The sequence below is a fragment of the Spirosoma koreense genome (assembly GCF_054777875.1).
Genome location: NZ_BAAHAC010000029.1, coordinates 411,609 through 436,515 on the forward strand (window position 1 = coordinate 411,609; position 24,907 = coordinate 436,515).

A 24,907-nucleotide genomic window follows, 5' to 3' on the forward strand; every position below is an offset into this window, starting at 1 on the left:
TAAATATGAAAACGTATACATATTGTACTTACCGAATAGTAAACCTATTTGTACACTCAAACAGGTAATCATAGATTTATCCCTAGAAGCTTAAAAGATTGGAGGTTTTAAGGGAAATTTAATGTCGAATTGAATGTATAAATTGAATAGATTTAGACTAGAATGGCCTTAATTATATTGCTTATTCTGCCTTGCAGTATATATATTTCTATTTTTAGTTAATTACAATTGCTATCCACCTGTAACTGTAAGTATATGAAGCAAAACTACTTTCCCTTACTTTTTCTTGCCTTACTTTTCTCAAGTTGTAGCCAACGGGCAGTGGTTCGTTTCACTCAAAAACCACCAGAATTAATTTCGGCGGATGTTTTAACCGAGATTATGCTCGTCAATAAGTCCCCCAGAATTGTACTCCGTGTTCCCAACACCCGGAAAGGTGTCACCAACACTCAGGGAACCAATAATCAACAATCAAATGGAATCAATCCTGTTGTTGTTAGACAGGCTAATGGTAATCGATCGGGCGCTAAGATTCAATACGTCGAATCACAATACGATGAAACAGCTTTGTACAACGCCATTGAAAAACAATTATTTAAAGAAGGGTTGAGTGTTCGCGACCGTGGCTTATTCAATGAAGTTCTGGATGACAATCAAATTGCGGATTACTCAAAAATCAATTCATTAACGAATACTGATCTTATTCTGGAGCTCGTCAGACTAGACGATAGAGTGGGATATTCTACTAATGTTTGTTATACAGACCCAGATGATCAACAAAAATTGATAAGCGAATATCGTAATGTAGGCGGTGCCTCCGTAGAGTTCAAGCTGGTGTATGTTAAAACGAATGAAATCGTTGGTTCTTACAAGATTCATTCAACGCCATGCCTAGAGGGTTGCCGGGGTTTTTACAAAAAGGGAGGCTCAAAAGGCATCTTTATCAGTAGCCCTTGGCTAAAATCGGGCGAAAAAGAGCAGATCCGTAAACTTAACCGCAAGGCTTATCAGGAGCTTGACCAGGATGCTTTAGAGGCATTTATTGCCAATGCTACACATCAATTAGTAAAAACCATGCGCTAATATTTTATAGAGCCATTCATGAAACAACTTATACTGTCCACGCTTTTTACCGTTTGTTTTACTTTGTCCTTGTCGGCCCAGGATGCTATCTATACAGCGAACGGAAACCGACTTGATAATGCACAACTTATTGATATAACAGAAGATAAAGTTTCTTTTACTGTTCAAAGGTCTGGTCAAACAAATACGTTAAACTTTCAGCGGCAAAACGTCCTTTTCGCCTTTAATAAGATGGGAAATTTTTTGGTCATCAACGACCTTAGTCGCGATCTAACGGAGGCTAGGAAGCAACTAAAGGACTATTTGTCAGGACCAACTAGACATGAAGGAAAAGATATTATTGTAAAAGCCGTTCCCTTAACTGTACTACCTGCCATTATCTCCTACGAAAGCGATGACGTTGTTAATTATAGGAACATTGATGGTAAACCAGCGTCAATATCCAAGAGTGAATTAGTTTTGATAATATACAAGGACGGTCGCCATAAGTTACTGCGTGAGGCTACCGATGTTGCTCCCTTGTTAAATGACGTAAAAAAACAACTAGAAACCGACGGTCCAACAATAGTCACCCCGGCCGCATCCACGTCTGCTGCTCCTTCGTCTCAACCTGATAAATTAAGTCCTACTACCCAACCAACTGCAACAGCGCCAACTAAAGAGTTCCAACAAAAAGCAGATGAATCGGCGGTTTCAACAGAAGTTAAAACAGTATCAGGAAGGCCTAGTCTAGATGAAGCTGACTATCAACTTTATCGTAAGAAAGCCTTACAAAAGGTCGATGAGTTTGTATCCTATTTGAATATAATCACCGACAAAAAACTGCCAACATACGAAAAGGATAAAGCAATAGCCCAAGCCGCCAAATTATTTATGCCAGCGGCAACTATCGAAGTTACGTCCGCTAACAGACCCGGTTCTCGTCGCTACCCTATACGGGAGTACCTGGTTAGGCTTAAATTATTACCCTATAGTTCTGCCAAAATCGAGTGGTCAGAAGTACAATATATTAAAGAAATGTCACAGGCTGTTGACGGTAACTACTACGGCGTCATAACAGGCCAGCAAACGTTCATGGGCTATGGCACAAATAACGATAATGTCGTCTATAGCGACGTAACGCAAAAAAGGGTTCGGGTTAAACTTGAGCCTTATCAGATCCTATTCGATGGCAAAAATATTACCAAATGGAATCTGCTATTAGGCAATATTGGTGTGGCTGCTCAATAACCAGGAATGACCGTGACGAATCTATTGATAGGCTTGTATTTGAGCAGTACAGCGATCTGTATGCAAGTGACAGATCCAGAATCTTGCTTTCATTTAGAAGGCAAAGTGATTGATTATAAGACGCATGAACCTCTAAACAAGGCTGACTTATTTGCTAAACTCCCTACCGGGTTACGTAAGGTAAGCGTCAGTAAATATAATGGTCAGTTTTTGGCAAGCATTCCGTGTGAAGCAAAAGCAATTATAATAGAAAGAACAGGATATCGACGACAAATACTAACACTGCACTACCCTGATAATCATCTACCGACAAGGCGAGTAACAACGTTGATTCCCCTCGTTACTGTTGATCACCAAGACAGGGACAAAACCTATCTTCAAACTGAACAAACTGAGTACGTTCAACAAATCAGCGATCCTAAATCAGATAAAAATACAAAGCTTTTACAGCATGGTATATTCACTATCACAGATGCCGTTAGACAAACCCCTCAACAAGCCCATGTTTGTTTTTACTTTACTAAGAATAGCGAAAAAAAATGCATTGAAACAGATTATAAAGGGCAGTTAAAGTTAGATTTTAATCAGGCAGATATAATAGCAGTAGAAGTTGAAGCGGCAGGTTACCAGACCTACAAGGGTAACTTACTTGTTGAGAAATTGGATGGTCGTACAGTTAAGCATAATATAGGTCTACAGCGTGAGCTAACAATAATCTCTATTCAGGATGATAAGGCTACCAGCTGTGAGTTGATTGGACAAAATAAAACGGTTTCAATAGCAAGCGTACAAGGGCGATCAGGGTGGTTTAGCTCATTTGACGTCTCGCCCGGAAACTACGAATTAGTAGTAAAGCAGACTAAACAAACCATACGCCAGACGGTAAAACTTTATGATGGACTTAATTATAAACTCTTTGTGCCATTAAAATCCGACTCAGCTATAACGAGCGGAAATGTGACAAGAGTTAGTGTCCCTCCGAATAAACGTCCGGCTTCCAGGCTTCTGCTACCTGATAGCATACCAGTAATTTATTTTGAACAGGGAAGTTATCAGCTTCGATCTGATTCGCAGGAGGTACTGCGAGAAGTTGCTCACTATTTAAAGAACAACAGGCATTATTTAATTGAAATTGCTGGTCACACAGATAACGTTGGAAATGAGCGATTGAACAGAAGTTTATCTGAATTTCGGGCAAACGTTACGGCTATTTTTTTAACCCGACAGGGTATTGATGAAAGCAAGGTAACTAAGCTTGGTTATGGAAGTCAATACCCGATTTCGCCTAATGATACAGAAGCGAATAAAGCGCTTAACCGTAGGGTTTCGCTAAAATTAATTGCTACTCAATGAAGAAACTCTACTTACAAAATCAATTTTTCTGGCAAATTTTTCTATTAAGTGGGGCTATTGGATGCCATCAAGAGCCATTGGTGCCAAAATCGGCTATACCATTTACCTGTCGAATTGGCCAACTGATCAGCATTGATGAAGCCACTCGCGATACAACTACGTTCAGCTATAATGCTTTTGGCAATGTGGAGAGAAGCCTTTATCGAAAATGGGTGAGTAATCAGTTGGTAAATAATACTGAGCAGACGTTTTCCTTTACGGCAGATCATTATTTGTTCACCCAATCAGATCGGATTACTACTCGGTCTTCAAATGGCAATCAATCTCAGGAGATTAAAGGGTACTTATATACTTATCAAAACAATAAGCTTCAAGAAGTCAAGCTTAATAATGGTTTAAACAATGCCACGATTGGCTATAAGCAATATACGTACGAGGGCGATTTGCTTAAAACTTACACTGAAACAGACGGGAATAAATCTATTATTAAACGCTATACCTACGATGGAACAGGTAAGCTGATGAAATTGGAAACACCTACTTCAAAAATCAGCACGGTGATAACCAACGGAAGGATTAGCCAGCAGGTCTATCCAGACAGTACAATAAATACATATGAATACGACTCCCAAGGGCAGCTAATTAAACAAATCACTACTTTCTCTGGCAGTAGGTCACAATATATGTATACGTATGACAACAATCCCTACTGGACCAAAACTCAACTAAATCAGCGAGGTATACCCTCCCCTGATCTAGGTGAAGGTATACAGGTACATAACCTGAAGACCTCTACCTTCCAGCGATACCTTAATGACAAGTTAATACTGGAGCAAAAGTTAACCTATAATCACGCCTACAATAAACAAGGATATTCGCAAGGTTTTGGCCGAAGTGATGGGTTTCGTCAGGTTAACTATTACACCAACTGCCCATGAAATACCTCTATTTAATTGTCCTGTTTATTGGGTTTGCATCTGTGCCATCTTCCGCTCAGAAGAAAACGACAAAGGTATATGTTGCCCAAGTAGATGACGCACCAAAGGCCCCTTCTGCGGTCCAAAAACGACGCGACGATGAGATAACTTTTCAGGCTAAAAGTAAAATCAACAACAACCTTTTAGACCTATTTAACACGTTAACAGCTGATAGCCTTGGCGATTCGGAACGGAACGCTGTTATTAATAATAGCTTTTTACCAAATCCCGCCCAGATATTTTATTCGGACGGGGTCATTATTGAAGATGACATCGATCCTGCCCATAATTCAGCTGAAAATACAGTCGACTTAGGTGTTGAAAGGTACCTTCGAAACCTTGACTTATTTTATGCGAAATCGGATACGTTCTCAATTGTCTTTTCTCAGGTAATCACCTCAAAAGTTGAAGAAGCAAAAGATTTCCCATACATAAAGGTGTTTTTTACATCTTATTTCAAAGGAAAATATACGCAGGGTAATATTGCTTACCGCCCTGTACAGCGTGTCGCAGAATTAAGAGCAGAGAGAATTGACGGAAAATGGCGGACATTTATTGTAAGATTAGGTTTTCTGAAGCCAGGCGAAGGAATAAGTACAACTCCATCAATTGGTAAAGATAGTGACCTTGGCTCCCTTATTAACAGCCCAGAAATGATATTTCAAAGCCGGAACAATCCAACTGATTCTATCACAGTTAAATGGGATAACTCACGGCTTAGTGTAGTCCGGTCATCAACTTCCTCCATACCCTCAGGAATCTTTAAACGAAGTAAATCAGAAGACAAAAGCGCGGGTAGCATTAGCATTAAACTTAGTCGTGAAGACCACCTACTTACATTTAATTCGGTAAATGGTCATCCAATTTCTTTTGATTTAAAGTCAGCAATCAAACCACCAAATTATCGCTTACGTGGCTGGCTTCAGATAGCTTCTGGAATTATTTCTTTAGGGGCGAGCTATGCCGGATACAGCTCCCTTCACAATAGCTACAATGACTATGCAAGTAAACTAACGGCTCTGAATGCTGAATACGCAGTTTGGCAGTCACTTTCTCAGCAGCCTGGCTCCAACCCGGTTGCACCTATGCCCTTTTCTGATTATGCTAGACCTGGTATATATGCCGTATACGGAGGGGGTATTGTTGGTGGTGGGTTACTTATCAACGGTATCAGGCAATTAATAAAAGCTGGTCAAGGAAAAGCAAAAATTCAGAGAAGATAAATCCGCTATAGATCTGCACAGAATGAATAGAGCAATATACATACTTTGTCAGTCCTTAACAGTCGTTCTGTTCTGTTTGACGACTTTAAAAGCCCAGACATTGAAACTTTATTATGGTGACCCTCAAAGAGATCCACAGGAAGCTTTTGATGGCAATGTCTTCCGAGCTGGATCTCAAATTGGTAACGCATATATCTATGCAGTACTGGATTCAGGTGCTAGGTCATTTCAGATTTTTTCTCCAGGGGAAAATGTAACAAAGACAATAACATCTACTGGCGGATTCACCATACTACCGATAAGTAGTATGGTAATCGATAAAGATAAGATTCTTAATTTTTCAGGCACGGTAACTGGCTCCGTGTCAATAACAGTGAAGACTTTAACTATCAGCACATTAAGTGCCAATGTTTCTACTGAGGTGGCACCCGGATCGGAACTCACCGTATCATATATTACTGGAGCAGGTACCTTTCCTGTAGACCTTGCCTTAGGTAAATTTAAGGTTCAACTATTGGACGTAAATGGAAACTACGTAGGTGACCTATTGAATTCTACAGACCAATACGCAGGTAAAGAGAAATCTAGTTCAAGTGGTGGGGGAACTAGATTTATAAAGGCAACAATCCCTTCCGCTATTAATACTGGCACTTACCGAGTTCGGGTAATAACACAGGGATTAATATCGAACGTCATTGGCACGCCCAGCAGTGCCTTTTCTATACGCAGTAGCACACAAGCAATTGCTACAAGCGGAGTGGGAACAAGTAGTTTCTGCTCTGGTGCAATTGTTTCCTTTCCATTTTCAACGACGGGGGCATTCCCCACAGGGAACTTGTTTAAAGTTCAAATAACTGACGCAACCGGTACCATCACACAAGATTTGACTGCATCGAGCGCAACTTCTCCTATAACTGCTCAACTGCCGTCCACACTTTCCGCGGGCTCATACAAGTATAGAATTACTAGTACGACAACGAGTGTTGTCAGTAATACTAGCCCTATAAATGTATCTATACTCCCTACTCTTTTTATTTCAGGAAGCGCTAGTATTGTAGCTGGTAACCAGGCTACTGTTAGAGTCAATCTGACAGGTACTCCCCCATTTACTGTTGAATATGTTGACTACAGTTCAGACGTATTTCCGGGCTATAGCCGGGTATTAATGTCTTCGCTTAGCTCTTTTAATATAACACCAACCCTTTTTACTACTACGACATACGATAAGGGCTATATCAAAAAATTTTCAGATAGCGGCTGTGGGAATGGCACCGTAATCTCTGGTTCTGCACAAGTTAATGTAACCCCAATAACCATTACGACTGGAACAATTTCAGGCACATATTGCCCTGGATCTGCATTTTCGGTAGCATTCACAACCAGCAGTTCCTTGCCTGCTGATGCTGTTCCACAAGTTCAGATTTCAGATGAAAACGGCAGTTTTCTCAATGGTCAGATTATTGGTACAGGCACGAGAACAAGTCCTGTTAGTGCGACAGTACCCCTGGTTTTAGCTTCGGGCACTGGCTACAAAGTGCGCATCGTTTTAAAACAGCCAACTCAGCAGGGAGCCGTTGACTATAATAATGCAATCGTTACGACATCTGCATCATTAGCAATTAGTCGACCAGATGTTCCTAAAGTAGCTGACATCTATTTTTGCCAGGGTTCGTCGCTCAACCAGCTAACCGCTACTGGATCAAATTTAAAATGGTACGCTAATAGTTCAACAACGCAAGCACTGCCTAGTGCACCAATACCGCCCAACGATCGTACTAGCCAGTATTTTGTCAGCCAAACAGTCAATGGATGCGAAAGTCCACGTGCTACTATAAATGCATTTTTAAAAACTACACCTTCAGCGCCAGCGATAAGTAGCGTTGCGCTTTGCCAAGGGACGCAAGGCCAGTTATCTACATCAATTCCAAATGCATTATGGTATACAAGCGCTTCCGGAGGTGTGGGCACCCCGCAGCCACCGCCAATAAATAGTCAAAATTCTGGAAACCAGACGTTCTACGTTACGCAAACAATCGACGGTTGTGAAAGCCCACGTGCCGCGGTTACCATAACTATAAATCCGATTCCTGCTGCACCAACCGCGCAGATCCCTAACCCACTTTGCCAGTATGCGCCAAGTATAAGCCTTTCTGCGAATGGACAGAATTTATCCTGGTATGATCAAAAAGGAAAATTAGCGGGTGCACCTAGTCCGGAAACATCAACATCAGGCACTAAATCATATTCTGTTACTCAGACAATAAACGGATGTGAGAGTCCACGCACTCTGATTCAGCAACTGATACGCCCAGCCCCAGCAAACCCAACGGTGAGTTCTGTTCGCTACTGCGTAGGGGATGCTCCTCGCTCACTTTCAGCTACTGGTACGAACCTAAGGTGGTATACACTGGCCACTGGGGGCAGTAGTTCACCTACTTCGCCCGCGTTTTTTACTGAATCCGCTAACGTATTTACTTTTTACGTATCACAAACGGATGATAATTCCTGTGAAAGCCTAAGGCAACCATTATCTGTCTCTGTAGTGGCCGCTCCATCACCTCCATTAGTTACAGCGAATCAAGTAGTTTGTCAGTTTGCCAAAGTAGGACCCTTATCGGCCTCGCCTAACAACGGATTGATATGGCAGGGTACAGGAATCGCTGGGACAAGTGAAATCGCGCCTACGCCAGTTACTACCCAGCCTGCAACGTTTACGTATTCTGTTTCGCAGAAAGCGGGTAGCTGTACAAGCCCTCCCTCAACGATAGTATTTACTGTTCGCAAGACGCCGGACGCCCCTAAAGTAGTTTCTCCTACTGCTTACTGTATTGGACAAAATAACTCTCCCCTTACCGCAGCAGCCGACGGCCAGCTTACTTGGTATACGAATCCTGACCACAGCGGATCTTCATTCTCGCAGATTGTACCTAATACCCAACAGGCTAATGTAACGACTTATTATGTTACCCAGACTGATGCCTTCAAGTGTGAAAGCCCTAACAGCATAGTAGAAGTCCGTGTTGCTGAAAAGGCGACTGCTCGACTAACAGGTGACGGTGAAATCTATCCTGGAGATAGCACTGCAATTCGTGTTCGACTGACTGGTGACGGCCCCTGGAAATTCACAGATTGGAATAATAAACAAGTTACTACCTCTGACTCATTGTATGTCATTTGGGAAAAGCCCAAAGCTACTCGCACTTACACTATCACCAATTTAGCCAGTTCATGCGGTGTAGGAGAAATAAAAAACAACTATACCATAGTGGTTAGGACGCCACTTGCTACTCAGATAGTAACTGAACCAGTTTTGGTTAAAGTTTATCCTAACCCTACTAACGGCGACCTATTCATAGAATGGAGTTCGGAGTCAAAACAGTTGATTAGTCTACAAATTGTAAATGTTAATGGTATAGTTGTCAAAGAAATTTCAAGGCAATCTACAAGTGTTTTACAAACAGAAATTCTCAACATAAGTAACAGCCCAACTGGCACATATTTTTTGCGGGTAAAAACAGCTCAAAATGGAATATCCACACGAACCGTGTTGAAGAAATAAGATTATTATTCCCAATAAATAATATGTAAATGTCTACACTAATCGAATTACTAAGTCTATTGTTAAAGGGCGTTTCGTTGCTAACGTTAGATAAGTCGGCCTTTATGATCACAATTTTATCTGCATTTATTTTAGCTGGTTTGTCTTGGTATTTATGTAACAACTATGTAAGACTTTGGAATAAACGTTTTCGATTAACTACAACACATCAAGTACTGGCAATACTTTCCAGCATTATGACTTTCTTTTTTGTATTGGCTTTCGGAGGGCTTAAGTATATGAGGACTGTTACAGATAATATTGTAAGCTTTTGGGAAGCCAATGAAATTAAGGCTGATAAGAATTGGAGCAATTCCACATTTAAAGAGGCTTTTTATAAAGTAAAAGCTCTGAATATAGAAGACTTTAGTGAATATATCTCACCGGAAAGTGGTGGTGTTAAGATACCGGCTAACAAAAAGCTAGCCCAAGAGACAGCAGCAAAAGTTTATGCGATAGCAGCAAGTGATCATTTTAGTCATGACCATAGATTTCTTAGCAAAATTATTTGGTCTGATCCTGAGCAGTCAGCAGAAAAAATTTCGAGAGATGTGATAAGCTACTTCAAGGTTAATCCAGGCAGTAGTTATTCAACTGAGGATGCAATTAATATTGCCGCTGAAACAATCAAAACCCAGCTTAGTCAACAAACGCAAAGAACTGTAACTATTTCAAGAGTATTCTTGATAGTACTATATTTTTTTGTCATAGCCATACCGTTGGGACTTATTGGTTACGCTGCTTATAAAGATATTCGCATTCAAAAATAAACCTCATTTAGCAGCAGCTTCAAGACATACTGATTATGGCAAATCATTTACTAATCGGCCTTGGTGGTACAGGTGGGAAAGTCATTCGTGCTTTTCGTAAAACTATTTATCAAGAATTTCGTAAAACCAGTCCTGACAAAACCCATATAGGCTATTTGTACGTCGATTCCAGCGAAGAACTGATGGGCATTGAAGACCCTACCTGGAAAATTCTAGGTAAGAGCGTTCAACTAGGTGAAAATAGTAAAGTTCGTATAAAGGGACAAGACCTTAAATCTGTGCTTAGCTCCGTCGACCAATATCCTGGTATTCAGCCGTGGATTGGAGACCGCTCCATTTGGAATGACGTCTTGGGTAGCCTAGTTGGTGATGCTGCCGGTGGGCAGAAGCGACGCTTAGGCCGTTTCCTTATGGCAACGAATATCCAAGCTGTCAACAATGCACTACGGGCACAGGTGCAAGACCTTCAAAAAGCTTCGCTGGACCAAAACGTAACCTTTCATATTTGTTGTGGTCTGGCTGGTGGTACCGGTAGTGGTACGGTTGTAGACATGGTTTCACAAATAAGAAAACAATACAGACCAACGGTACCAGGTCAGTATCGGATTGTGATCTATGCGTTTTTACCTGATGAACAGCCTAAGCCAAATCGGGATATGACCGGATTTTATCATGCTAACGGCTATGCGGCTCTGCGCGAACTGAATGCTTTAAGTATTGGTACATTTAAACCGGTTGACTTAACGGCTGAAAACGGCACGCAATTACAATTAGACCTCCAAGACCCATTTAACGGCTGCTATCTATTTTCTAACCAGAATGAGAACGGCTATCTGGTTGATGTTGATCAGCGATTACCAGAAGTTATTGCCGACTTTCTTTATCAGAAAATAGTTGCGCTTGATACTGTGCAAGTAGCAGGGCAGCAAACTCATCCTCAGGCCGAGTTTAGCCGTCAGGAGAACGCAGAGAATGGCGATAGTAGTCCGGAACCTTCGCCAAACGATCCGAATATGATGGAGCGAAGCAAACGCTTTCTAACGTTTGGTTTAAAGCGGATTGCAATTCCAGAAGAAGAAATTCGAGAATACACGACACTAACGCTAGCAAATCAGGCCACTCAGCACTTGCTGTTCAACAACTGGAACGATAACACCGGCTGGGATAATAAAGCTAAAAATATCGATCTCACATCGTACATACAGGACAAAGCAAATTTGGAAGCTTGGTCGCTTACCAACGAACATTTAATTTATTCTAAAGGCATACTAGAAAGCGACAAAGCAAATAAGAACTGGCGTTTAATCAACGAGTATTGGCCTGTGGTGGCTGGGCCAATGATGAATACAGCCATGAGTGAGGACTGGTCACAGTGGTTGCGAGAGGTTGAGAGATTGTTCGCTGAAAAGTTTGAAAATGAGTATCGCGGGGCTGGTGTAAAGACTTTTTATGCCAATAAGGAATCGGCTAAACACGCTATTGCAACTGAAATGATACAGACATTGGAAAACAAACTGATCGAATCATGGAAAGTCGGCCAGTATTCAATGTTCGACATTCAGAAAATCACCGAGCAGCTTAGCGTTTGGGTGCGCGATAAAATAAATGAAGTCGAAGGCCGTATAACAAAACTTCGAGAGGATATTCCCAATGAAGAAGCTAAGCTAAGCGCTAATAATAAAGAGTACAGCAATATTGGTGTACTAGCGAGAGGAATGGGTAAACATAAAAATATGCTCATTGCCCATACGGAGGTCCTCTCACAATGGTATCGTATGCGCACTACATTAGTGGGTTGGGAATTTGCCAAATCGTTGCTCGGCAGTTATGATATTCTTCTGGCCGCTCTACAAAAAGACATTGCTAAAACAGTTCAGACACTTTCGGTATCAATTGAAAAGTTTGACACCGAATTGAAGGAGCGTTTGCAAGATAATGGGCGGGATCTGAATGAACATGTCGTACGCTTTTATGACAAAAATAAAGTTACTCAGGCACTGCCAAGTTTCGTCCTCAACAAGAATCTCCAGCATACCACAGCTGGGAATGTTCGTAGTAAACTGCTGGGAATTCTAGGAAGTAATACGACATTCGGCAACTTCAACAGCAAAATCACCTCAACAGTTTTTCAGGACACATTATCCGAAACATCGGAAGAAAACGCAGCTGTATGGCATGCCAGTCTCAATAAACCACAGCAATTTATGGGACAAAGCATCATCGATAAATTACAAGAGGAATATGCTGGCAACCCTAACGCACTGACAGTTTTCATTCGAGACATCGTCAAGCAGTCAGGCAGTTATCTTCGGTTTAATTCGGATGAGATCAACAAGAAAGGTGATGGTATACCGGTGAAGCCTGGTAGAGTCACTACTTACACGATCATAATACCCCACGTACCTAGCTCACAGGTATTTGTTGCGCAATTGGAAGAAGCGTTTCGTCAGAATATTTCAACAACGGGGAACGTGAGCGTTTCTATTGTACCGCAGAACGATCCGCGTCGGCAACACGAAATTGTCTTAATGACGGTGACAAATTTGTTCCCACTGCGTTTTGTTAGTCAGTTAAAGTACTTGAAAGAAGGCTACGACCGGCAGGCGGTTTATCATCCAAATGCTGCCGAGAAAGCAAAGAATCGGATGCTCCTCCATCTGGAAGGCGATGGTACGCAACACCCGGATTTATATATTAAGACGGTTACTCGTAACGAATACACTCCTTTCCTAATTATTGCCGTGGCGATGGGTCTGTTCGCTGAACTCGAAGACGAACGGGGTATAAAGCAACTAGCCTTGCTCCGAAAAGACAAGTATGGCCTTGATGCCGACCCTGTCTTCTTGGGTGGCGACTTGCACCATGCACAGGAAAATATGCCTATTAAGGATTTAGCTGCACTCAAGCAAGAGGTTGAAGCTAAATTGTCCGGTGAGTTTCTACATATAAGCAAACGGAAAGAACTCCAAGAGCAGGTCATCAAAGAAATTAACGCATTTAAGCTCAAAAGAGGCAATAGTATCACCGACCCTGTTTTTGTCGCGTTCCGAAATGCTGGCACCCAAGCACTTGATATCATTAACTCGTAATCTCCACCATTATGAAAAATTACATTTGCTTAAATCACGGTGAATGTCATTGGGCCGACGAGGTTCCTCCAAGGGAGTTTACACTTGTTGACGGAGAAGTGAACTGTCCTAATTGCAATAGTGTCAACATTCGTGAAGCAGTATATCCTCCAAAAGTTCCCTGGAAAAAGATTGGAATTGCTGCCGGTGCTTTGCTGCTGATCTTAGTAGTAGTGTGGGCATTAATTCCTTATCCTCCAAAGCCACTTCAAATATCCTTAAATGCTAACTGCGCTAATAATACAGTAACGGTAATGACCATAGGAGGGGATGGAAGTCCTATCGCTTTCAATTCGCCAGAACTTGAGAAAAGGCAGATAGATTCGGTTTTCTTAATACCATCGCAGAAGCGGTCTAAAGTGACCCTGACCTTCTGGGCCGTTCAAGGAATTGATTCTGTGAGGAGTAGCTTCGTGACTGATTGTGAAAAAGTTGATATTCCACCGAGAGAAAGTGGTGGTTCCCGAGATCCCCGGCCTCCCGGACCAACTGAAATAGACAACTTTAATTCTGTTGTCTGGAGCCGGGTGAAAAATAGTGAATTTTGTGTAAGTGATTGCGTCGTTGAGTACACAGAACAGGACAATCTAGGCCACACTAGAGTACGTAGGATTAATAATTACGATAAGTGCTGTCCGGCTGAGAAATAAATTAAAGTATAAAAATAGGTCGGGGGAACCACCCACCCGACCTGATGAGTCTAGGGAACCACCCGCCAGACTCTGACCAAACCAAGCGACCAGAAAGGCCACTCAATTCATAACAAAAATACACTTGGATAAAGTGTACTTGTCAACTAACCCAAAATATTTTGCAGATTTTTTAATTCGTCAACCAATCCGTCAACTACTAAAAAACTGCTCTATAACTGACTGATAATCAACGTTAGTTCAAGTCCCGTAGGAGGCTCTTGTTTTACATAAAGGCTAATCAGTTTTAGAGTATAAAAGCTCTCTATCAGCTGATTAGCCTTTTTTGCTTTTTCAGGGTTTATCAAAAGGCAGACGGTCAGGCAAGGCGGTCTCCTTACTGGATATCATCAACGATCTGGGGCCACTCAATCCACGAAAGCCTGGCTGAGGAAACCATTAAGTTCCTGCTCAAAAAAGCCCATGCCAATCAATGCTCACCAGTCTTATTTTTCGTGTCGGCAGATAACCCGTTTAATCCCTCAACTCTGATTGCGGTATACATCTATGATCCCTACTCTGTCCAGTACATCAGGAGCAAGTTTGACAGGGGAGGCAAGCTCATAAAAAAGGCCCGGTAATCTAACCGGGCCCGTTCATTTAACCTATCAACTGATTTCTTATCACTTACTGATGCATGGCGGCAAGGCTTAAAGCTGAGATAGAATCATCAGTAAGGAGCCTTGCCTGGTAACCGCTACTTAGCCCGGAGGCTATCCATAATATATCCCCTACGGTTAATTCAGTGCCAGAGAATAAACCGTACTCGGGGGTACGAAATAGGTCCGCGCCGTGGGGGACGAGCCGAAACCAATGCTGGTTACCAATTTCGTTGAACTCATGGGTAGCAACATAATACTCAACATCCTCTCGGGTGAGAGCAGGAATGAAAGTGTGGCCCTCGATACTCATAGTGGTATTATTTAAAGATGTTTTTGTACCTACATAACGCAATAGAGGGGTCAAAACGTTTAAAAAAGCACATTAAAACTTACGGGCAACTATAGAAGGTTTCCAACTTTCCGGAAAAACAGTTTATTATTCAGTGATGCCTCTATGAATATAGGCAGGCTAACCGAACTAACCTCAATCCTTCACGTACTTGGCGTTATTTGTTCCACCATAGTGGCGGGTTAGTATCTTTTTATAATAGCTCTATACTCCTGCTAGCTATCGTTTATCGAATCGAACTATCACTATTTTCCCTAAATCAGACACGTTTTGCTCGTCGGGTAAGCCACGCTGGCAGAATGGAGTTGAGCAATCATCTAGTGCACACACCCTTGTGCATGCTCCTTTTTTGTGGACATGCGCTAGGCCTGTCCGGTCAGTTGACATTCCCTGAATCGTCTCGGTAGTAATTGGTATCTATGCCTTTCAAATAGCATTCAGCAACTGGTGACTCCATCATTATCGACAAGTCTCTACAGAATATCTCTGGCATCCGATACAGGCCAGGACAAGACATTTTTTCACTATATGACAACATTGTTAGACCGCTGAGGGTCTATCTGTAAAGAGACTTAATTATGACCAATAGCGTAGGTACTGTTTATTTTTCGATAGGCTTATTATTTCTGGCTTGTACGTCACTTGTCACATCCTGTGTCAGATCAAAGCCTTTTTCAATCAAAGGCATCATTCAACAAATTGAGCCTGGTAAGGATGGTTATACCGCTAGCCTGCGCGATGAGCAGGGTAAAGAGTTTGATGCCCTGGTAAGCCGGGTACGCATGCAGCAATCGTATCGCCTGTTGCGAGTGGGCGAAAAAGTAAGGCTAGTCGGTGATACGATCCACCTCGATGGGCGCGTACGCGTACTGGTCAACCAAATTCACTAATCTTTCAGCTCAATCTGGGTGGCAATGGACCAATGATTGCCTGCAAAATCGGTAAATGTTCCTCTCCGATCAGGATCGCCTTCTCGCTCAGTAGGTGGTTCAACCAGTTGGCAACCATGCTGCAGGGCTTTGGCGAAGGTCTCATCTACATTCACTACATAAACATGAAGCCACATCGGATAAGCGGGATAAGCATCGGTAGCATCAGCGATCATCAGAATGGAGTCGTCCAACTGCACTTCTCCATGCATGATCTGGCCGTTCGATCGGTCATAACGCCTAAGCGGTCTGGCATCAAAGACAGCCACCAGCATATCAATGAGCTGTTGCGCCCCCGCGACTATCAGGTAAGGAGAAAGCGAATTATAGGTAGCTGGTTTAAAGCTCAGCGATTCAGTCATGGGCAGTTAATAGTTAGCAGGCTAGAAAATAGGGTCGACAAGCAGTAAAACGGATAACGCTCAAAGCTACCTTCCTTTTCTGCTTATGAATCAAATAAACGTAGGGTATGTGACCTGTTTAGGACAAGCCACGCGGCTTTAACCGAACATCTTACTACATACAGGCTACAATCAGCGGGTAGACTAGTCGGGTGTAGTTAACAGCAGAGCCTTCACGTCAGCTACTTTTCCGTTAGGCACGGATGGCGCCCGCAGCAGAATCCGGTGATGGCCACGAGGCAACTCGAGCCTGCCCAGTGGCAACCAGGCCCAGGCCTTTTCGTATACTTCCTTGCGGGGAATCCGATCGGGGCTGGGTTTTAGCGGTGGGTCAAAACTGGTTTGCAACGTCTGTTGCAACGTCTTGTTATCAGCCGCAACCGTCAGGATGGTTCCGCGAGCGGCATCGGGGCAGGTATATTGCAAGCTTAGGTCATAAGACCCGGGTCGCGCTACGTCGACATCCCACCAGATCGAATCGGCCGGCGACTGCCAGTCGATGAGCCAGTCATTCGCCCAGCCGTTGCCCTGTTTGTAGCGTACTTTGCCCGAAAATCGCGCTTCCGGTGCCTGCAAGAGCACTCGCCTGGCTGCTACGGGTGCAACTCGGGTTGGACTTATCATTCGGGACACTTCCCTAAACCAGCGGTCGTAGGCGGCTTGCAGCGCTTGCAACTGCTGGGGCTGCCCGGCAGCCAAATCGGTCGTCTGCGCCGGGTCATGGCGCATATCAAACAACTGGGTCTGCCCTTTTTGCCGAACCAGGCGGTACTGAGCGGTGCGGACGCCCCCTGGTTCGGCCGGAAGGCCCGTGCTGGTCATTCCGGCTACGTGCGTAAAAAGCATTCGGTCAGCCAGCGTATCGGTCCGGCCCAGCAACAGTTCTGAAAGGCTACGGCCATCGAGCGGGTGAGCCGCCTTAAAGCGTAGCCCGCATAAGTCGACCAGGGTCGGCAGCAGGTCGATGTGAGCTGCATTGGGCCGAATCCGAGTTTGGGGACGGATTTTAGTCGGCCAGCGGACAAACAGCGGTACGCGCACGCCCCCTTCGTCGACCGACCCTTTAATACCCTTCATGTCGCCGTTGAAGCGGTGGCCATTGGGGCCATTGTCGGTCGCAAATACCACAATCGTGTTTTGCGTTAAACCCAGTTGGTCCAGCTCTGCCAGCAGTCGCCCCACGTTATCGTCCACGTTTTCGACCATGCCATAGATGCTGGCCTGTTCATCGTCCAGCCCCTTGGCTTTGTACTTATCAAAATATCGGTCAGGCACCTGGTGGGGACTATGGGGGGCGTTGAACGGCACGTAGCAAAAGAAGGGGCGGGCTTTAGTTTGGCGAATGAATCGCAGCGCAGCATCGGTCAGTACGTCGGTAATGAATCCTTTGGTAGCCACCATGCGGTCGTTGTGCTGCAGTTCAGTATCGAAGTAATTATTCCAGTGGCCCGCGCAAAAGCCCAAAAATTCGTCAAACCCCTGCCCATTAGGGTCTTCGGGTGCGTGTTCGCCGTTGTGCCATTTACCGAAACAACCGGTAGCATAGCCGTTTTGGCGGAACACCTCGGCCAAGGTAAGCTCATCGCTACGCATACGTTCCCATCCCTGGGTTACCGAAACCGTGCCGGTACGAAGGTGATAGCGACCGGTGAGCAGGCTGGCGCGGGTGGGGGCACAAAGCGGGCTAACGAAAAAACGATCGAACTGCGCTCCGCTTCTGGCCAGCCGGTCGAGGTTGGGTGTTTCGATAAAGCGATTGCCGTGTAGGCTCAGGTCGCCCCAGCCCTGGTCGTCGGTCAGGATGAACAACACGTTGGGTCGAGCAGCGGCTGCCAGCGGGCTAATATCCGGCTGAGGGCCAATCCATGCGCCGATGAGTAGCGCAGCCATACCTATCCAAAAAGGAGGGTTCATCGCTGGTAAGTACTTGGTCAATCCTAATCGGTTGTTAACGGTTCAGGGGCTATGGTAGGCCCGTTAACAAAAGAAACTATGCTCTTTCTCTACTGAAAAATGTTTATGTAAACGTCCGAATGATGTCTGATTAATAAATCAGTTGATGAGTATACCTGGTGGTCTGTACGTGCATGAAGATGAAGGCTAGCTAAAAATTCGGCTTCGTAAACAACCTGCTCCTTTACACCCACAAATCCGTGTTCTGCCAGAGCCCTAATCAGGCTGTTTTCTGTCGCCACTTAGAGCTGACCGCGTTTGATCACCTAGCAAAACTGATCGACCAGTAAGTTTAATAATCTATTCTCATTCAGCACCTTATACCGTCAGTAATGACTGTCTTGATACTCTTTTTCCCGGCAAATGCGGTCTAGCCAGCTATTCGCTTCACAAATTTAAGCGTTTGAAACGGACGCTTCAGGCAAGTACTTTTGTAGTATTCAGTTTTACAACCTTGTTTCGATGTTCACTTCGCTACTACATTATATACAGGAGCGATCGTCTATTCCCGTATCTGAAGCAGATATCAGCCTGATCGAGGAAGCTTTCATTCCTAAAAAATTAAGAAAAAGACAGTTTCTGTTACAGGAAGGCGAAGTCTGCAAATACATCGCCTTTATTGTGAAAGGGGCTACACGCCAATATACCGTCGACGAAAAAGGGGATGAGCATGTGCTTAATTTATGCATCGAAAACTGGTGGACGTCCGACCGCGAGAGCTTCCACAAAGAAACACCGTCTATTTTCAATATAGATGCCTGGGAAGAAACCGAGCTACTCCTGTTGCCAAAGGCAAATGGGTATTACGACCGGGTAAATGCGATTCCTGCCTTCAACGAAATGCGGATAAAGCTTGACGATAATCAGCACATGGCGGCTCAAAGACGCTTGAATATATCAATGAACCATATGGCTGATTATCGCTATGCAGAATTGATCAGACTATATCCTGAATTTTTGCAGCGTTTTCCCCAACATATTATCGCGTCTTATCTGGGTATAACCAAAGAAACATTGAGTCGCATTCGCCATCAATCGGTAAAAAAATAAACCGATCTATCAACTAGTGCCTCAGATTTGGCTTAGGTACTCTTCAACGGATGAGCGTGGAAAGAACATCATTTTTAACAAACAAACAGCCTTGATCTGGCAAGCAGTAGACGTTTAGTCAGCATCCATAAAAACAAACAGATGCGCTACTTTTTCATTTTCTACGACAAAAAAATCCATGCCGGTCAATACATTCGGCTGAGGACCTGTCCGAATATTCCAGTATAACCGGGCTCCGTGTTGCGTACTTTCTAAGGGCTTTGTTACGGTAAACGTGAAATTGTCATCACCCGCAAACAGCTTGTCGATAAAGTCAGAAACGGCGGCCATACCGGTAAGGATAAAATCCTTGTCGTACATCTTTATATTGTCGGCATAGATGGTTCGCATCAGTGCATCACGCGTTGTGCGGTCTTTTTCATTCCAGACGGCGGTATGGGTTTGCTGGAGCGTATTCATTGACTGAGCATTCATTAGTAGAGGGGTTGGTTTGTTTTCGAAAACGATACGATGTTGGCGCCCAAAAGTAAGCGTTGCCCTGGGTGCCAAACGTTGATGTATATCAATAAAGAATGTGGACGTAATCTCGCCTTCAGGTATTCGCTCACGCCGGTAATTAAACCTGTTGATGGAGATCAATCTGTTCGGGCCTCTTCTCTGAACCATCAGTGTAATTGTTCACATTCCACGGGCTTCGTCCTTCCTTGAGTAAATGGCCCTAATCCGCCACTTTCCCATATTTATGACGACTACGCTAACTCATGTATTGAAGGATAGCCTGCTAACAATTCTCTTAGTACTAGGCGCATTAGTGACACAAGGGCAGCCCAAAGGTTCACATGACCAGGTCGTGATCACTTTCAATAAAGGGAAAACCCAGGTATCCATCAATGAAAACGGCGACTTGCTGCTAAACGTATCCCCAAAGGATGTCCGTAAATATAAAGCCGCCGGCCTGGTTCGTTATGGTGATTTCGGTGCCAGAGGGGATGGCAAAGCCGATGATATGAACGCAATCGCTGCGGCCCATGCCTTTGCCAATCGGTACGGCCTGTTGGTCAAAGCCGACCCGGGAGCTACTTACTACATTGGCGGCAAAGAGCGCACAGCGCTTATTCAGACAGACACGGATTTCAGCACAGCCTCCTTCCTGATTGACGACACGCAGGTACAAAATCGTAATGCGTCTGTTTTCACGGTCAGTTCAGAGCACAAATCCTTTACTCCCGAAAAGCTACCAGCCCTGAAGAGAAATCAGCAAAAAATTGACGCGTCTTTGCCGGGCCGCTGTCTGGTCACGGTCACCAATGCGAACGTAAAGCAATACATCCGGTTTGGTCTCAATCAAAATAATGGCTCTTCGCAGACCGATATTTTTGTCGTCGACAAAAACGGCAACATCGATATGAACGCCCCCGTCCTCTGGGATTTCGATCAGATCACCGACATCTCTGCGCTGCCCATCGACGAGAAACTACTGACGATCACGGGGGGGCGTTTCACCACGATTGCCAATAAAGCCGAATCGAAGTATACCTATTATGATCGAAACATCGCCATCAGACGATCCAATGTGCTGGTTGAGGGACTGGAGCACCGCATCACGGGTGAAGAAGCGCACGGTGCACCCTATGGCGGTTTCATCAATATTGGTGACTGCGCCTATGTCACGGTAAAAAACACCATCCTGACCGGTCATAAAACCTATAGCACCATTGGGGCGGCCGGTAAGCCTGTCTCTATGGGTACGTACGACCTTTCGGTCAACCGGGCGGTTAATGTGTCCTTCGTGAATTGCAGTCAGACCAATAACATCGACGACAATACGTACTGGGGAATCCTGGGTTCTAACTTCTGCAAAAATCTTCTTTACGATCAGTGCACTCTCTCGCGGTTTGATGCTCACCAGGGAGTTGCCAATGCTACCATCCGCAACTCTACCCTGGGCCATATGGGAATCAACGCCATTGGCAGCGGAGTCTTACTGGTAGAAAATTCGACCATTCGCGGCAGGAGCCTGGTCAACCTGCGCCCCGACTATGGGAGTAGCTGGCAGGGCGAGCTAGTGATTCGCAACTGTGTTTTCGTGCCAGCAGGGGGTAAATTCACCGGTGCCGACCTACTAAGTGGCTCCAATTCCGGTCAGCATGATTTCGGCTATACCTGCTACATGCCGGAACGAATCACAATTGACAATCTGCGTATCGACGACTCCAGTCATGGGGAAAATTACCGGGGGCCTGCCATTTTTGCCAATTTCAATCCGCAACTGACGGACAGTTCCTACCAGGAAAAGTTTCCCTACGTTATCACCAAAGAGGTCATTCTCAGAAATGTAACGACTACCAGCGGAAAAACATTGAGAGTCAGTGATAATCCGTTCATGTTTCGGAATGTAAAGGTTAACACCGGCCAGTAAAGCGGCACACCCAGAATGGCATAAATGCTTACTGAAAATAGGGTTCTTATGATTCAAATGAATGAAAAAATATACCCGCAAAACGTCACGCTCACGACAGGAACAGCCGCCACCTGTGCCGAAGTGAATGAGCCAGTTGGTTCGTGCGGAGCCTATATATCTGGCTAAAGGGATCTGGCTACGGGACAAAAGTAAGGGGTGGGCCCAAAGCACCGGTTGCCCAAATCGGCCAATGTTAGCCACCTCTCCCGAGGTGAAGTAGGCACCTTTAAAATTGACGTTCATAACGGTATCGAACGCGTCTTCGGTTGCCTGCTCGATGCTGGATCCTCCGACAATGCCTGCGTTGATAAAGAGACTATCTATTCTGCCGTAGGTATTCCTCATACAAGCGGCCAGTTCGTCTATAGCGGCCAGCTGACCCTGATCAGCGACTGTACCAATTATTCCTAATTCTGTGGCCGCCGTTAACTACGCCAGCCGATATACATCAGATGACTGATTTCGCCCTCTATCAGGCTCTGAAGAGCACGCGGGCAATGAGGTCTTTACGTTCATTCATCAGCGTCTTAAACGCAGACTCTGAGAGATCAAAGAACTGACGATAAAGCGGGGCCATGATGAGGGGGTAAGAAAGAAGCGAAAACAGATTCATCAGAAAATGAATGGGGTTCATTTTCTCCAGGGTTCCCTTCTTCATCTCCTGTTCTATTTCGGCCAGAAACGTATTCGTCGGGTCGATATTTATATGCTCGATCAAGTGGTGCCCTACGGTATTGAGCTGCGTAATCAGAAAGGTTTCCTGGTAGGGATAAGCAACCATGTCGGCCAGAAAAACCTCGATCAGCTCCTCGATTTTTTCCCGGAAAGGTCTGGGAGATTTCATAGCGCTGGCCAGCCGTTGGCTGAGCGCCTGCATAGCTTCCTGAAAAACCGTGTCAATCAACTGATCCCGAGACCGAAAGTAGTAATGCAGGGACGCCCGGTTAACCCCGGCCGCGTCGGCGATGTCCTGCGTGGTGGCGAGCAGCTTGCCTTCGGCAAAAAAAATCCGTTTCGCCGTTTCTTTAATCAGTTGTTCAGTTCCGGTGTCTTTAGATGGCATGTGCGTAAGGGTAAACCGTTCATTTTTCAGGCTATGTGAATTCGGCTGGCGATTCCAACTTCCTGGATAAAATAGGCATCGTGCGAGATAACCAGCAACGTACCGTTGAAATTCTTTACGGATGCCGTAAACACGTCTAAGCTTTGCCCATCAAGGTTGTTCGTCGGTTCATCCAGGATCAGCATGTCGGGCGTGTGGTTACTGACGGCTAAACAGCATAAAGCCAGCTTCATTTTTTCGCCCCCACTCAATCCGCGGCATGGTCGCTCGAACATATCCTGCCCAAACTGCGAATAAATCAGTAGTGATTTTACTTCGTGTTCGGGTAAGTGTCGACTGTTGTAGTGCTCCACCTGTTCATACACCGTTCGGTTGGGATCGATCATCGTATAATCCTGGTCAAGATACAGGTAAGTGAATGAGGTTCGTTGAATAGTTCCCCGCAGAGGCTCCAAACTGCCGGTCAGCAAGCGTAACAGAGTTGTTTTTCCGGCCCCGTTGTCACCCTCGATTTGGATACGGTCGCCGGAGCGGATCTGGAACGTCAGCGACTTCCACAAGGGCGTGTCACCGTACCCAAAACTAAGTTGCCTGGCATCGATCAGCACTTTTCCACGGTGTAGCGAAGAAGCGCCAATATCGATTTTCAGGACCTGATAAGACTGAATCTGCGACCGAATCTGCCGAATGTTTTCGGCGATTCCCGCAACCTTCTCGTTGTGGGCGTTCAACAGGTTGGCGGTGCTTTGCTCAGCTTTATTTTTCCGCCCACCGGCAATAATGCGCGGTAGCGACTGGCTTTGCCCAGCAGCCCTGCCGGTGGCTTCCTTTTTTTGACGCTGCTGGACCATATCCCGCGCCTTTTGCTGACTTTGTTTCAAGGTTTTGGCCTGCTCGTCCAGTTGTGCTTGCAAAGCCCCAACCTGGCCTTCTTTCTGCTCGCGATAAAAATCAAAATTCCCGCCAAAAACGGTTAGGCCGCTTTCACTAAGCTCCAGGGTTGTCGGCAGTAAATTGAGCAAGGTGCGGTCATGACTCACTACCAGCAACGTAGCGGTACTCAACCTGACAAAACGATACAATTGCTCCCGGCTATGCGCATCCAGGTGATTGGAGGGTTCATCGAGCAAAATGATACCCGGCTTATGAAGGACCATGCCTGCCAGAAATACCTTCGTTTTCTGCCCACCACTCAACTCCCCTAGCCGCTGATCGGCCGTTACATGCGTCAGATCCCAGCTCGCCAGGGCAGTCACTACAGCCTCTTCGATTTCCCAGTCATCGGCCAGGTCCGTAAAAAACTGCGGGTCGGTTTCGCCGGACAGGATTGCCTGGATACTGCGTAGTTTTCGATCAACGCCTAATGCCTGAGCAACCGTCAAGCTGTCGTACTGGCCCAGGTGCTGGGGTATATACCAGGGCGTTTCAGTCGCAATGAGCTGGCCCGCTGATGGAAGCAGTTTTCCGGCAATGAGCTGCAAAAGGGTTGATTTCCCCGTTCCGTTGTTACCCACCAGAGCGGCTTTTTCGCCGGCATTCAGGGTAAGGTTCAGATCCTCAAACAGCAACTCCTTATCGGGATGTTTATAGATTAATGACCGGATCGTTAAACTCATATCAATAGGTGTACAGACGGGTAAACGACACTGACAGTCGTCGTATCGTCAAACAACAGGCAAATTTAACAATTTTGTTTAACAAAATTGTTAAATTTAAAAAATGGGTATCCCTCTTGAAATCAACGCTTTCCCAGCCGTTTATTACGGGAGTCCAGAATCAATCTGTCCAGCTGCCGGTTTGTGCGTCGCTATCAGGCAAGGAAAAAGTCCCTGGCTTTCTGGCCTGTATAGCGAATCGCTGATCTGAAAGACTAGCTCAGGACCACGACAGATACTTGTCAGTTACCTGCGGTACTGCTTTAAAAGAGGTAATAACCCGACAGACCATTGACCAAATTACTCGAATCTAACTAGCCATCAGTAGGCTTTTTCCTTTTTTAGCTTCTCTTTTTTGGAGAACTTTACTTTTTCAACTCTTAAGCAACTCAC

Annotated in this window: 18 protein-coding genes and 1 pseudogene; 13 read left to right on the forward strand and 6 right to left on the reverse strand. The window is 44.9% G+C overall.

Annotation, left to right across the window (positions count from 1 at the left end):
* Positions 1-255: 255 nt before the first annotated feature.
* The 11 genes from ACYVC2_RS29570 to ACYVC2_RS29620 all read left to right on the forward strand — a co-directional run bounded on the left by ACYVC2_RS29570 (position 256) and on the right by ACYVC2_RS29620 (position 15,892).
* Positions 256-1,083 (forward strand): hypothetical protein, encoded by an 828-nt coding sequence (locus ACYVC2_RS29570; protein WP_461108793.1) that lies wholly within the window; start codon positions 256-258, stop codon positions 1,081-1,083.
* A gap of 18 nt (positions 1,084-1,101) precedes the next feature.
* Positions 1,102-2,313 (forward strand): hypothetical protein, encoded by a 1,212-nt coding sequence (locus ACYVC2_RS29575; protein ID WP_461108795.1) that lies wholly within the window; start codon positions 1,102-1,104, stop codon positions 2,311-2,313.
* 60 nt (positions 2,314-2,373) lie between these two features.
* The gene (locus ACYVC2_RS29580) at positions 2,374-3,666 is read left to right on the forward strand and encodes an OmpA family protein (RefSeq protein ID WP_461108797.1); all 1,293 of its coding nucleotides are present in this window, start codon (positions 2,374-2,376) and stop codon (positions 3,664-3,666) included.
* Positions 3,663-4,604, forward strand: coding sequence for a hypothetical protein (locus tag ACYVC2_RS29585; RefSeq protein ID WP_461108799.1), 942 nt, complete (start codon positions 3,663-3,665; stop codon positions 4,602-4,604). The genes ACYVC2_RS29580 and ACYVC2_RS29585 overlap by 4 nt, the downstream gene beginning before the upstream one ends.
* Positions 4,601-5,866, forward strand: a complete 1,266-nt coding sequence (locus ACYVC2_RS29590; RefSeq protein WP_461108801.1) for a hypothetical protein — start codon at positions 4,601-4,603, stop codon at positions 5,864-5,866. The genes ACYVC2_RS29585 and ACYVC2_RS29590 overlap by 4 nt, the downstream gene beginning before the upstream one ends.
* Before the next feature lie 76 nt (positions 5,867-5,942).
* Positions 5,943-9,425 (forward strand): Ig-like domain-containing protein, encoded by a 3,483-nt coding sequence (locus tag ACYVC2_RS29595; RefSeq protein ID WP_461108803.1) that lies wholly within the window; start codon positions 5,943-5,945, stop codon positions 9,423-9,425.
* Positions 9,426-9,529: 104 nt separating this feature from the next.
* Positions 9,530-10,234 carry a hypothetical protein gene (locus tag ACYVC2_RS29600; protein ID WP_461108805.1) on the forward strand — a complete coding sequence of 235 codons (705 nt, stop codon included), beginning with the start codon at positions 9,530-9,532 and terminating at the stop codon, positions 10,232-10,234.
* Positions 10,235-10,269: 35 nt separating this feature from the next.
* The gene (locus ACYVC2_RS29605) at positions 10,270-13,323 is read left to right on the forward strand and encodes a tubulin-like doman-containing protein (RefSeq protein WP_461108807.1); all 3,054 of its coding nucleotides are present in this window, start codon (positions 10,270-10,272) and stop codon (positions 13,321-13,323) included.
* An 11-nt stretch (positions 13,324-13,334) separates the two neighbouring features.
* Positions 13,335-14,012 carry a hypothetical protein gene (locus ACYVC2_RS29610; protein ID WP_461108809.1) on the forward strand — a complete coding sequence of 226 codons (678 nt, stop codon included), beginning with the start codon at positions 13,335-13,337 and terminating at the stop codon, positions 14,010-14,012.
* Between the two features lie 1,151 nt (positions 14,013-15,163).
* Positions 15,164-15,409: a DUF418 domain-containing protein gene (locus ACYVC2_RS29615; protein ID WP_461108811.1), complete on the forward strand. Its 246-nt coding sequence runs from the start codon at positions 15,164-15,166 to the stop codon at positions 15,407-15,409.
* Positions 15,410-15,580: 171 nt separating this feature from the next.
* On the forward strand, positions 15,581-15,892 hold the full coding sequence (locus ACYVC2_RS29620) for a hypothetical protein (protein ID WP_461108813.1): 312 nt from the start codon (positions 15,581-15,583) through the stop codon (positions 15,890-15,892).
* Here the strand turns inward: ACYVC2_RS29620 and ACYVC2_RS29625 are convergent.
* Together ACYVC2_RS29625 and ACYVC2_RS29630 are read right to left on the reverse strand one after the other, a co-directional pair.
* On the reverse strand, positions 15,889-16,293 hold the full coding sequence (locus ACYVC2_RS29625; protein ID WP_461108815.1) for a VOC family protein: 405 nt from the start codon (positions 16,291-16,293) through the stop codon (positions 15,889-15,891). The two genes, ACYVC2_RS29620 and ACYVC2_RS29625, sit on opposite strands and share 4 nt — an antisense overlap.
* A gap of 183 nt (positions 16,294-16,476) precedes the next feature.
* Positions 16,477-18,246, reverse strand: a complete 1,770-nt coding sequence (locus tag ACYVC2_RS29630) for an arylsulfatase (RefSeq protein WP_461108818.1) — start codon at positions 18,244-18,246, stop codon at positions 16,477-16,479.
* A 501-nt stretch (positions 18,247-18,747) separates the two neighbouring features.
* Between ACYVC2_RS29630 and ACYVC2_RS29635 the strand changes: the two genes are divergently transcribed.
* Complete coding sequence (locus ACYVC2_RS29635; protein WP_461108820.1) at positions 18,748-19,335, forward strand: Crp/Fnr family transcriptional regulator; 588 nt, start codon at positions 18,748-18,750, stop codon at positions 19,333-19,335.
* Positions 19,336-19,449: 114 nt separating this feature from the next.
* Here ACYVC2_RS29635 and ACYVC2_RS29640 read toward each other — a convergent pair whose 3' ends face one another.
* Entirely contained in the window at positions 19,450-19,809 is a 360-nt protein-coding gene (locus tag ACYVC2_RS29640; RefSeq protein ID WP_461108822.1) for a nuclear transport factor 2 family protein, read from the reverse strand.
* 268 nt (positions 19,810-20,077) lie between these two features.
* On the opposite strand from ACYVC2_RS29640, the gene ACYVC2_RS29645 reads away from it, so the two are divergent.
* Positions 20,078-21,754 (forward strand): hypothetical protein, encoded by a 1,677-nt coding sequence (locus tag ACYVC2_RS29645; protein WP_461108824.1) that lies wholly within the window; start codon positions 20,078-20,080, stop codon positions 21,752-21,754.
* A 249-nt stretch (positions 21,755-22,003) separates the two neighbouring features.
* Here the strand turns inward: ACYVC2_RS29645 and ACYVC2_RS29650 are convergent.
* From ACYVC2_RS29650 to ACYVC2_RS29660, 3 genes and pseudogenes are all read right to left on the reverse strand, one after another.
* A pseudogene (locus ACYVC2_RS29650) lies at positions 22,004-22,201 on the reverse strand (SDR family NAD(P)-dependent oxidoreductase); the annotation flags it as partial.
* A 67-nt stretch (positions 22,202-22,268) separates the two neighbouring features.
* Positions 22,269-22,859 (reverse strand): TetR/AcrR family transcriptional regulator, encoded by a 591-nt coding sequence (locus ACYVC2_RS29655; protein ID WP_461108826.1) that lies wholly within the window; start codon positions 22,857-22,859, stop codon positions 22,269-22,271.
* 26 nt (positions 22,860-22,885) lie between these two features.
* Entirely contained in the window at positions 22,886-24,475 is a 1,590-nt protein-coding gene (locus ACYVC2_RS29660; RefSeq protein ID WP_461108828.1) for an ABC-F family ATP-binding cassette domain-containing protein, read from the reverse strand.
* Positions 24,476-24,907: the final 432 nt, after the last annotated feature.

What these genes read in the sequence shown, in the direction of transcription:
- ACYVC2_RS29570 (WP_461108793.1), top strand. Translation starts at nt 256, where the DNA reads ATGAAGCAAAACTACTTTCCCTTACTTTTTCTTGCCTTACTTTTCTCA.
- ACYVC2_RS29575 (WP_461108795.1), top strand. Translation starts at nt 1,102, where the DNA reads ATGAAACAACTTATACTGTCCACGCTTTTTACCGTTTGTTTTACTTTG.
- ACYVC2_RS29580 (WP_461108797.1), top strand. Translation starts at nt 2,374, where the DNA reads ATGCAAGTGACAGATCCAGAATCTTGCTTTCATTTAGAAGGCAAAGTG.
- ACYVC2_RS29585 (WP_461108799.1), top strand. Translation starts at nt 3,663, where the DNA reads ATGAAGAAACTCTACTTACAAAATCAATTTTTCTGGCAAATTTTTCTA.
- ACYVC2_RS29590 (WP_461108801.1), top strand. Translation starts at nt 4,601, where the DNA reads ATGAAATACCTCTATTTAATTGTCCTGTTTATTGGGTTTGCATCTGTG.
- ACYVC2_RS29600 (WP_461108805.1), top strand. Translation starts at nt 9,530, where the DNA reads ATGATCACAATTTTATCTGCATTTATTTTAGCTGGTTTGTCTTGGTAT.
- ACYVC2_RS29605 (WP_461108807.1), top strand. Translation starts at nt 10,270, where the DNA reads ATGGCAAATCATTTACTAATCGGCCTTGGTGGTACAGGTGGGAAAGTC.
- ACYVC2_RS29610 (WP_461108809.1), top strand. Translation starts at nt 13,335, where the DNA reads ATGAAAAATTACATTTGCTTAAATCACGGTGAATGTCATTGGGCCGAC.
- ACYVC2_RS29620 (WP_461108813.1), top strand. Translation starts at nt 15,581, where the DNA reads ATGACCAATAGCGTAGGTACTGTTTATTTTTCGATAGGCTTATTATTT.
- ACYVC2_RS29625 (WP_461108815.1), bottom strand. Translation starts at nt 16,293, where the DNA reads ATGACTGAATCGCTGAGCTTTAAACCAGCTACCTATAATTCGCTTTCT.
- ACYVC2_RS29630 (WP_461108818.1), bottom strand. Translation starts at nt 18,246, where the DNA reads ATGAACCCTCCTTTTTGGATAGGTATGGCTGCGCTACTCATCGGCGCA.
- ACYVC2_RS29635 (WP_461108820.1), top strand. Translation starts at nt 18,748, where the DNA reads ATGTTCACTTCGCTACTACATTATATACAGGAGCGATCGTCTATTCCC.
- ACYVC2_RS29640 (WP_461108822.1), bottom strand. Translation starts at nt 19,809, where the DNA reads ATGAATGCTCAGTCAATGAATACGCTCCAGCAAACCCATACCGCCGTC.
- ACYVC2_RS29645 (WP_461108824.1), top strand. Translation starts at nt 20,078, where the DNA reads ATGACGACTACGCTAACTCATGTATTGAAGGATAGCCTGCTAACAATT.
- ACYVC2_RS29655 (WP_461108826.1), bottom strand. Translation starts at nt 22,859, where the DNA reads ATGCCATCTAAAGACACCGGAACTGAACAACTGATTAAAGAAACGGCG.
- ACYVC2_RS29660 (WP_461108828.1), bottom strand. Translation starts at nt 24,475, where the DNA reads ATGAGTTTAACGATCCGGTCATTAATCTATAAACATCCCGATAAGGAG.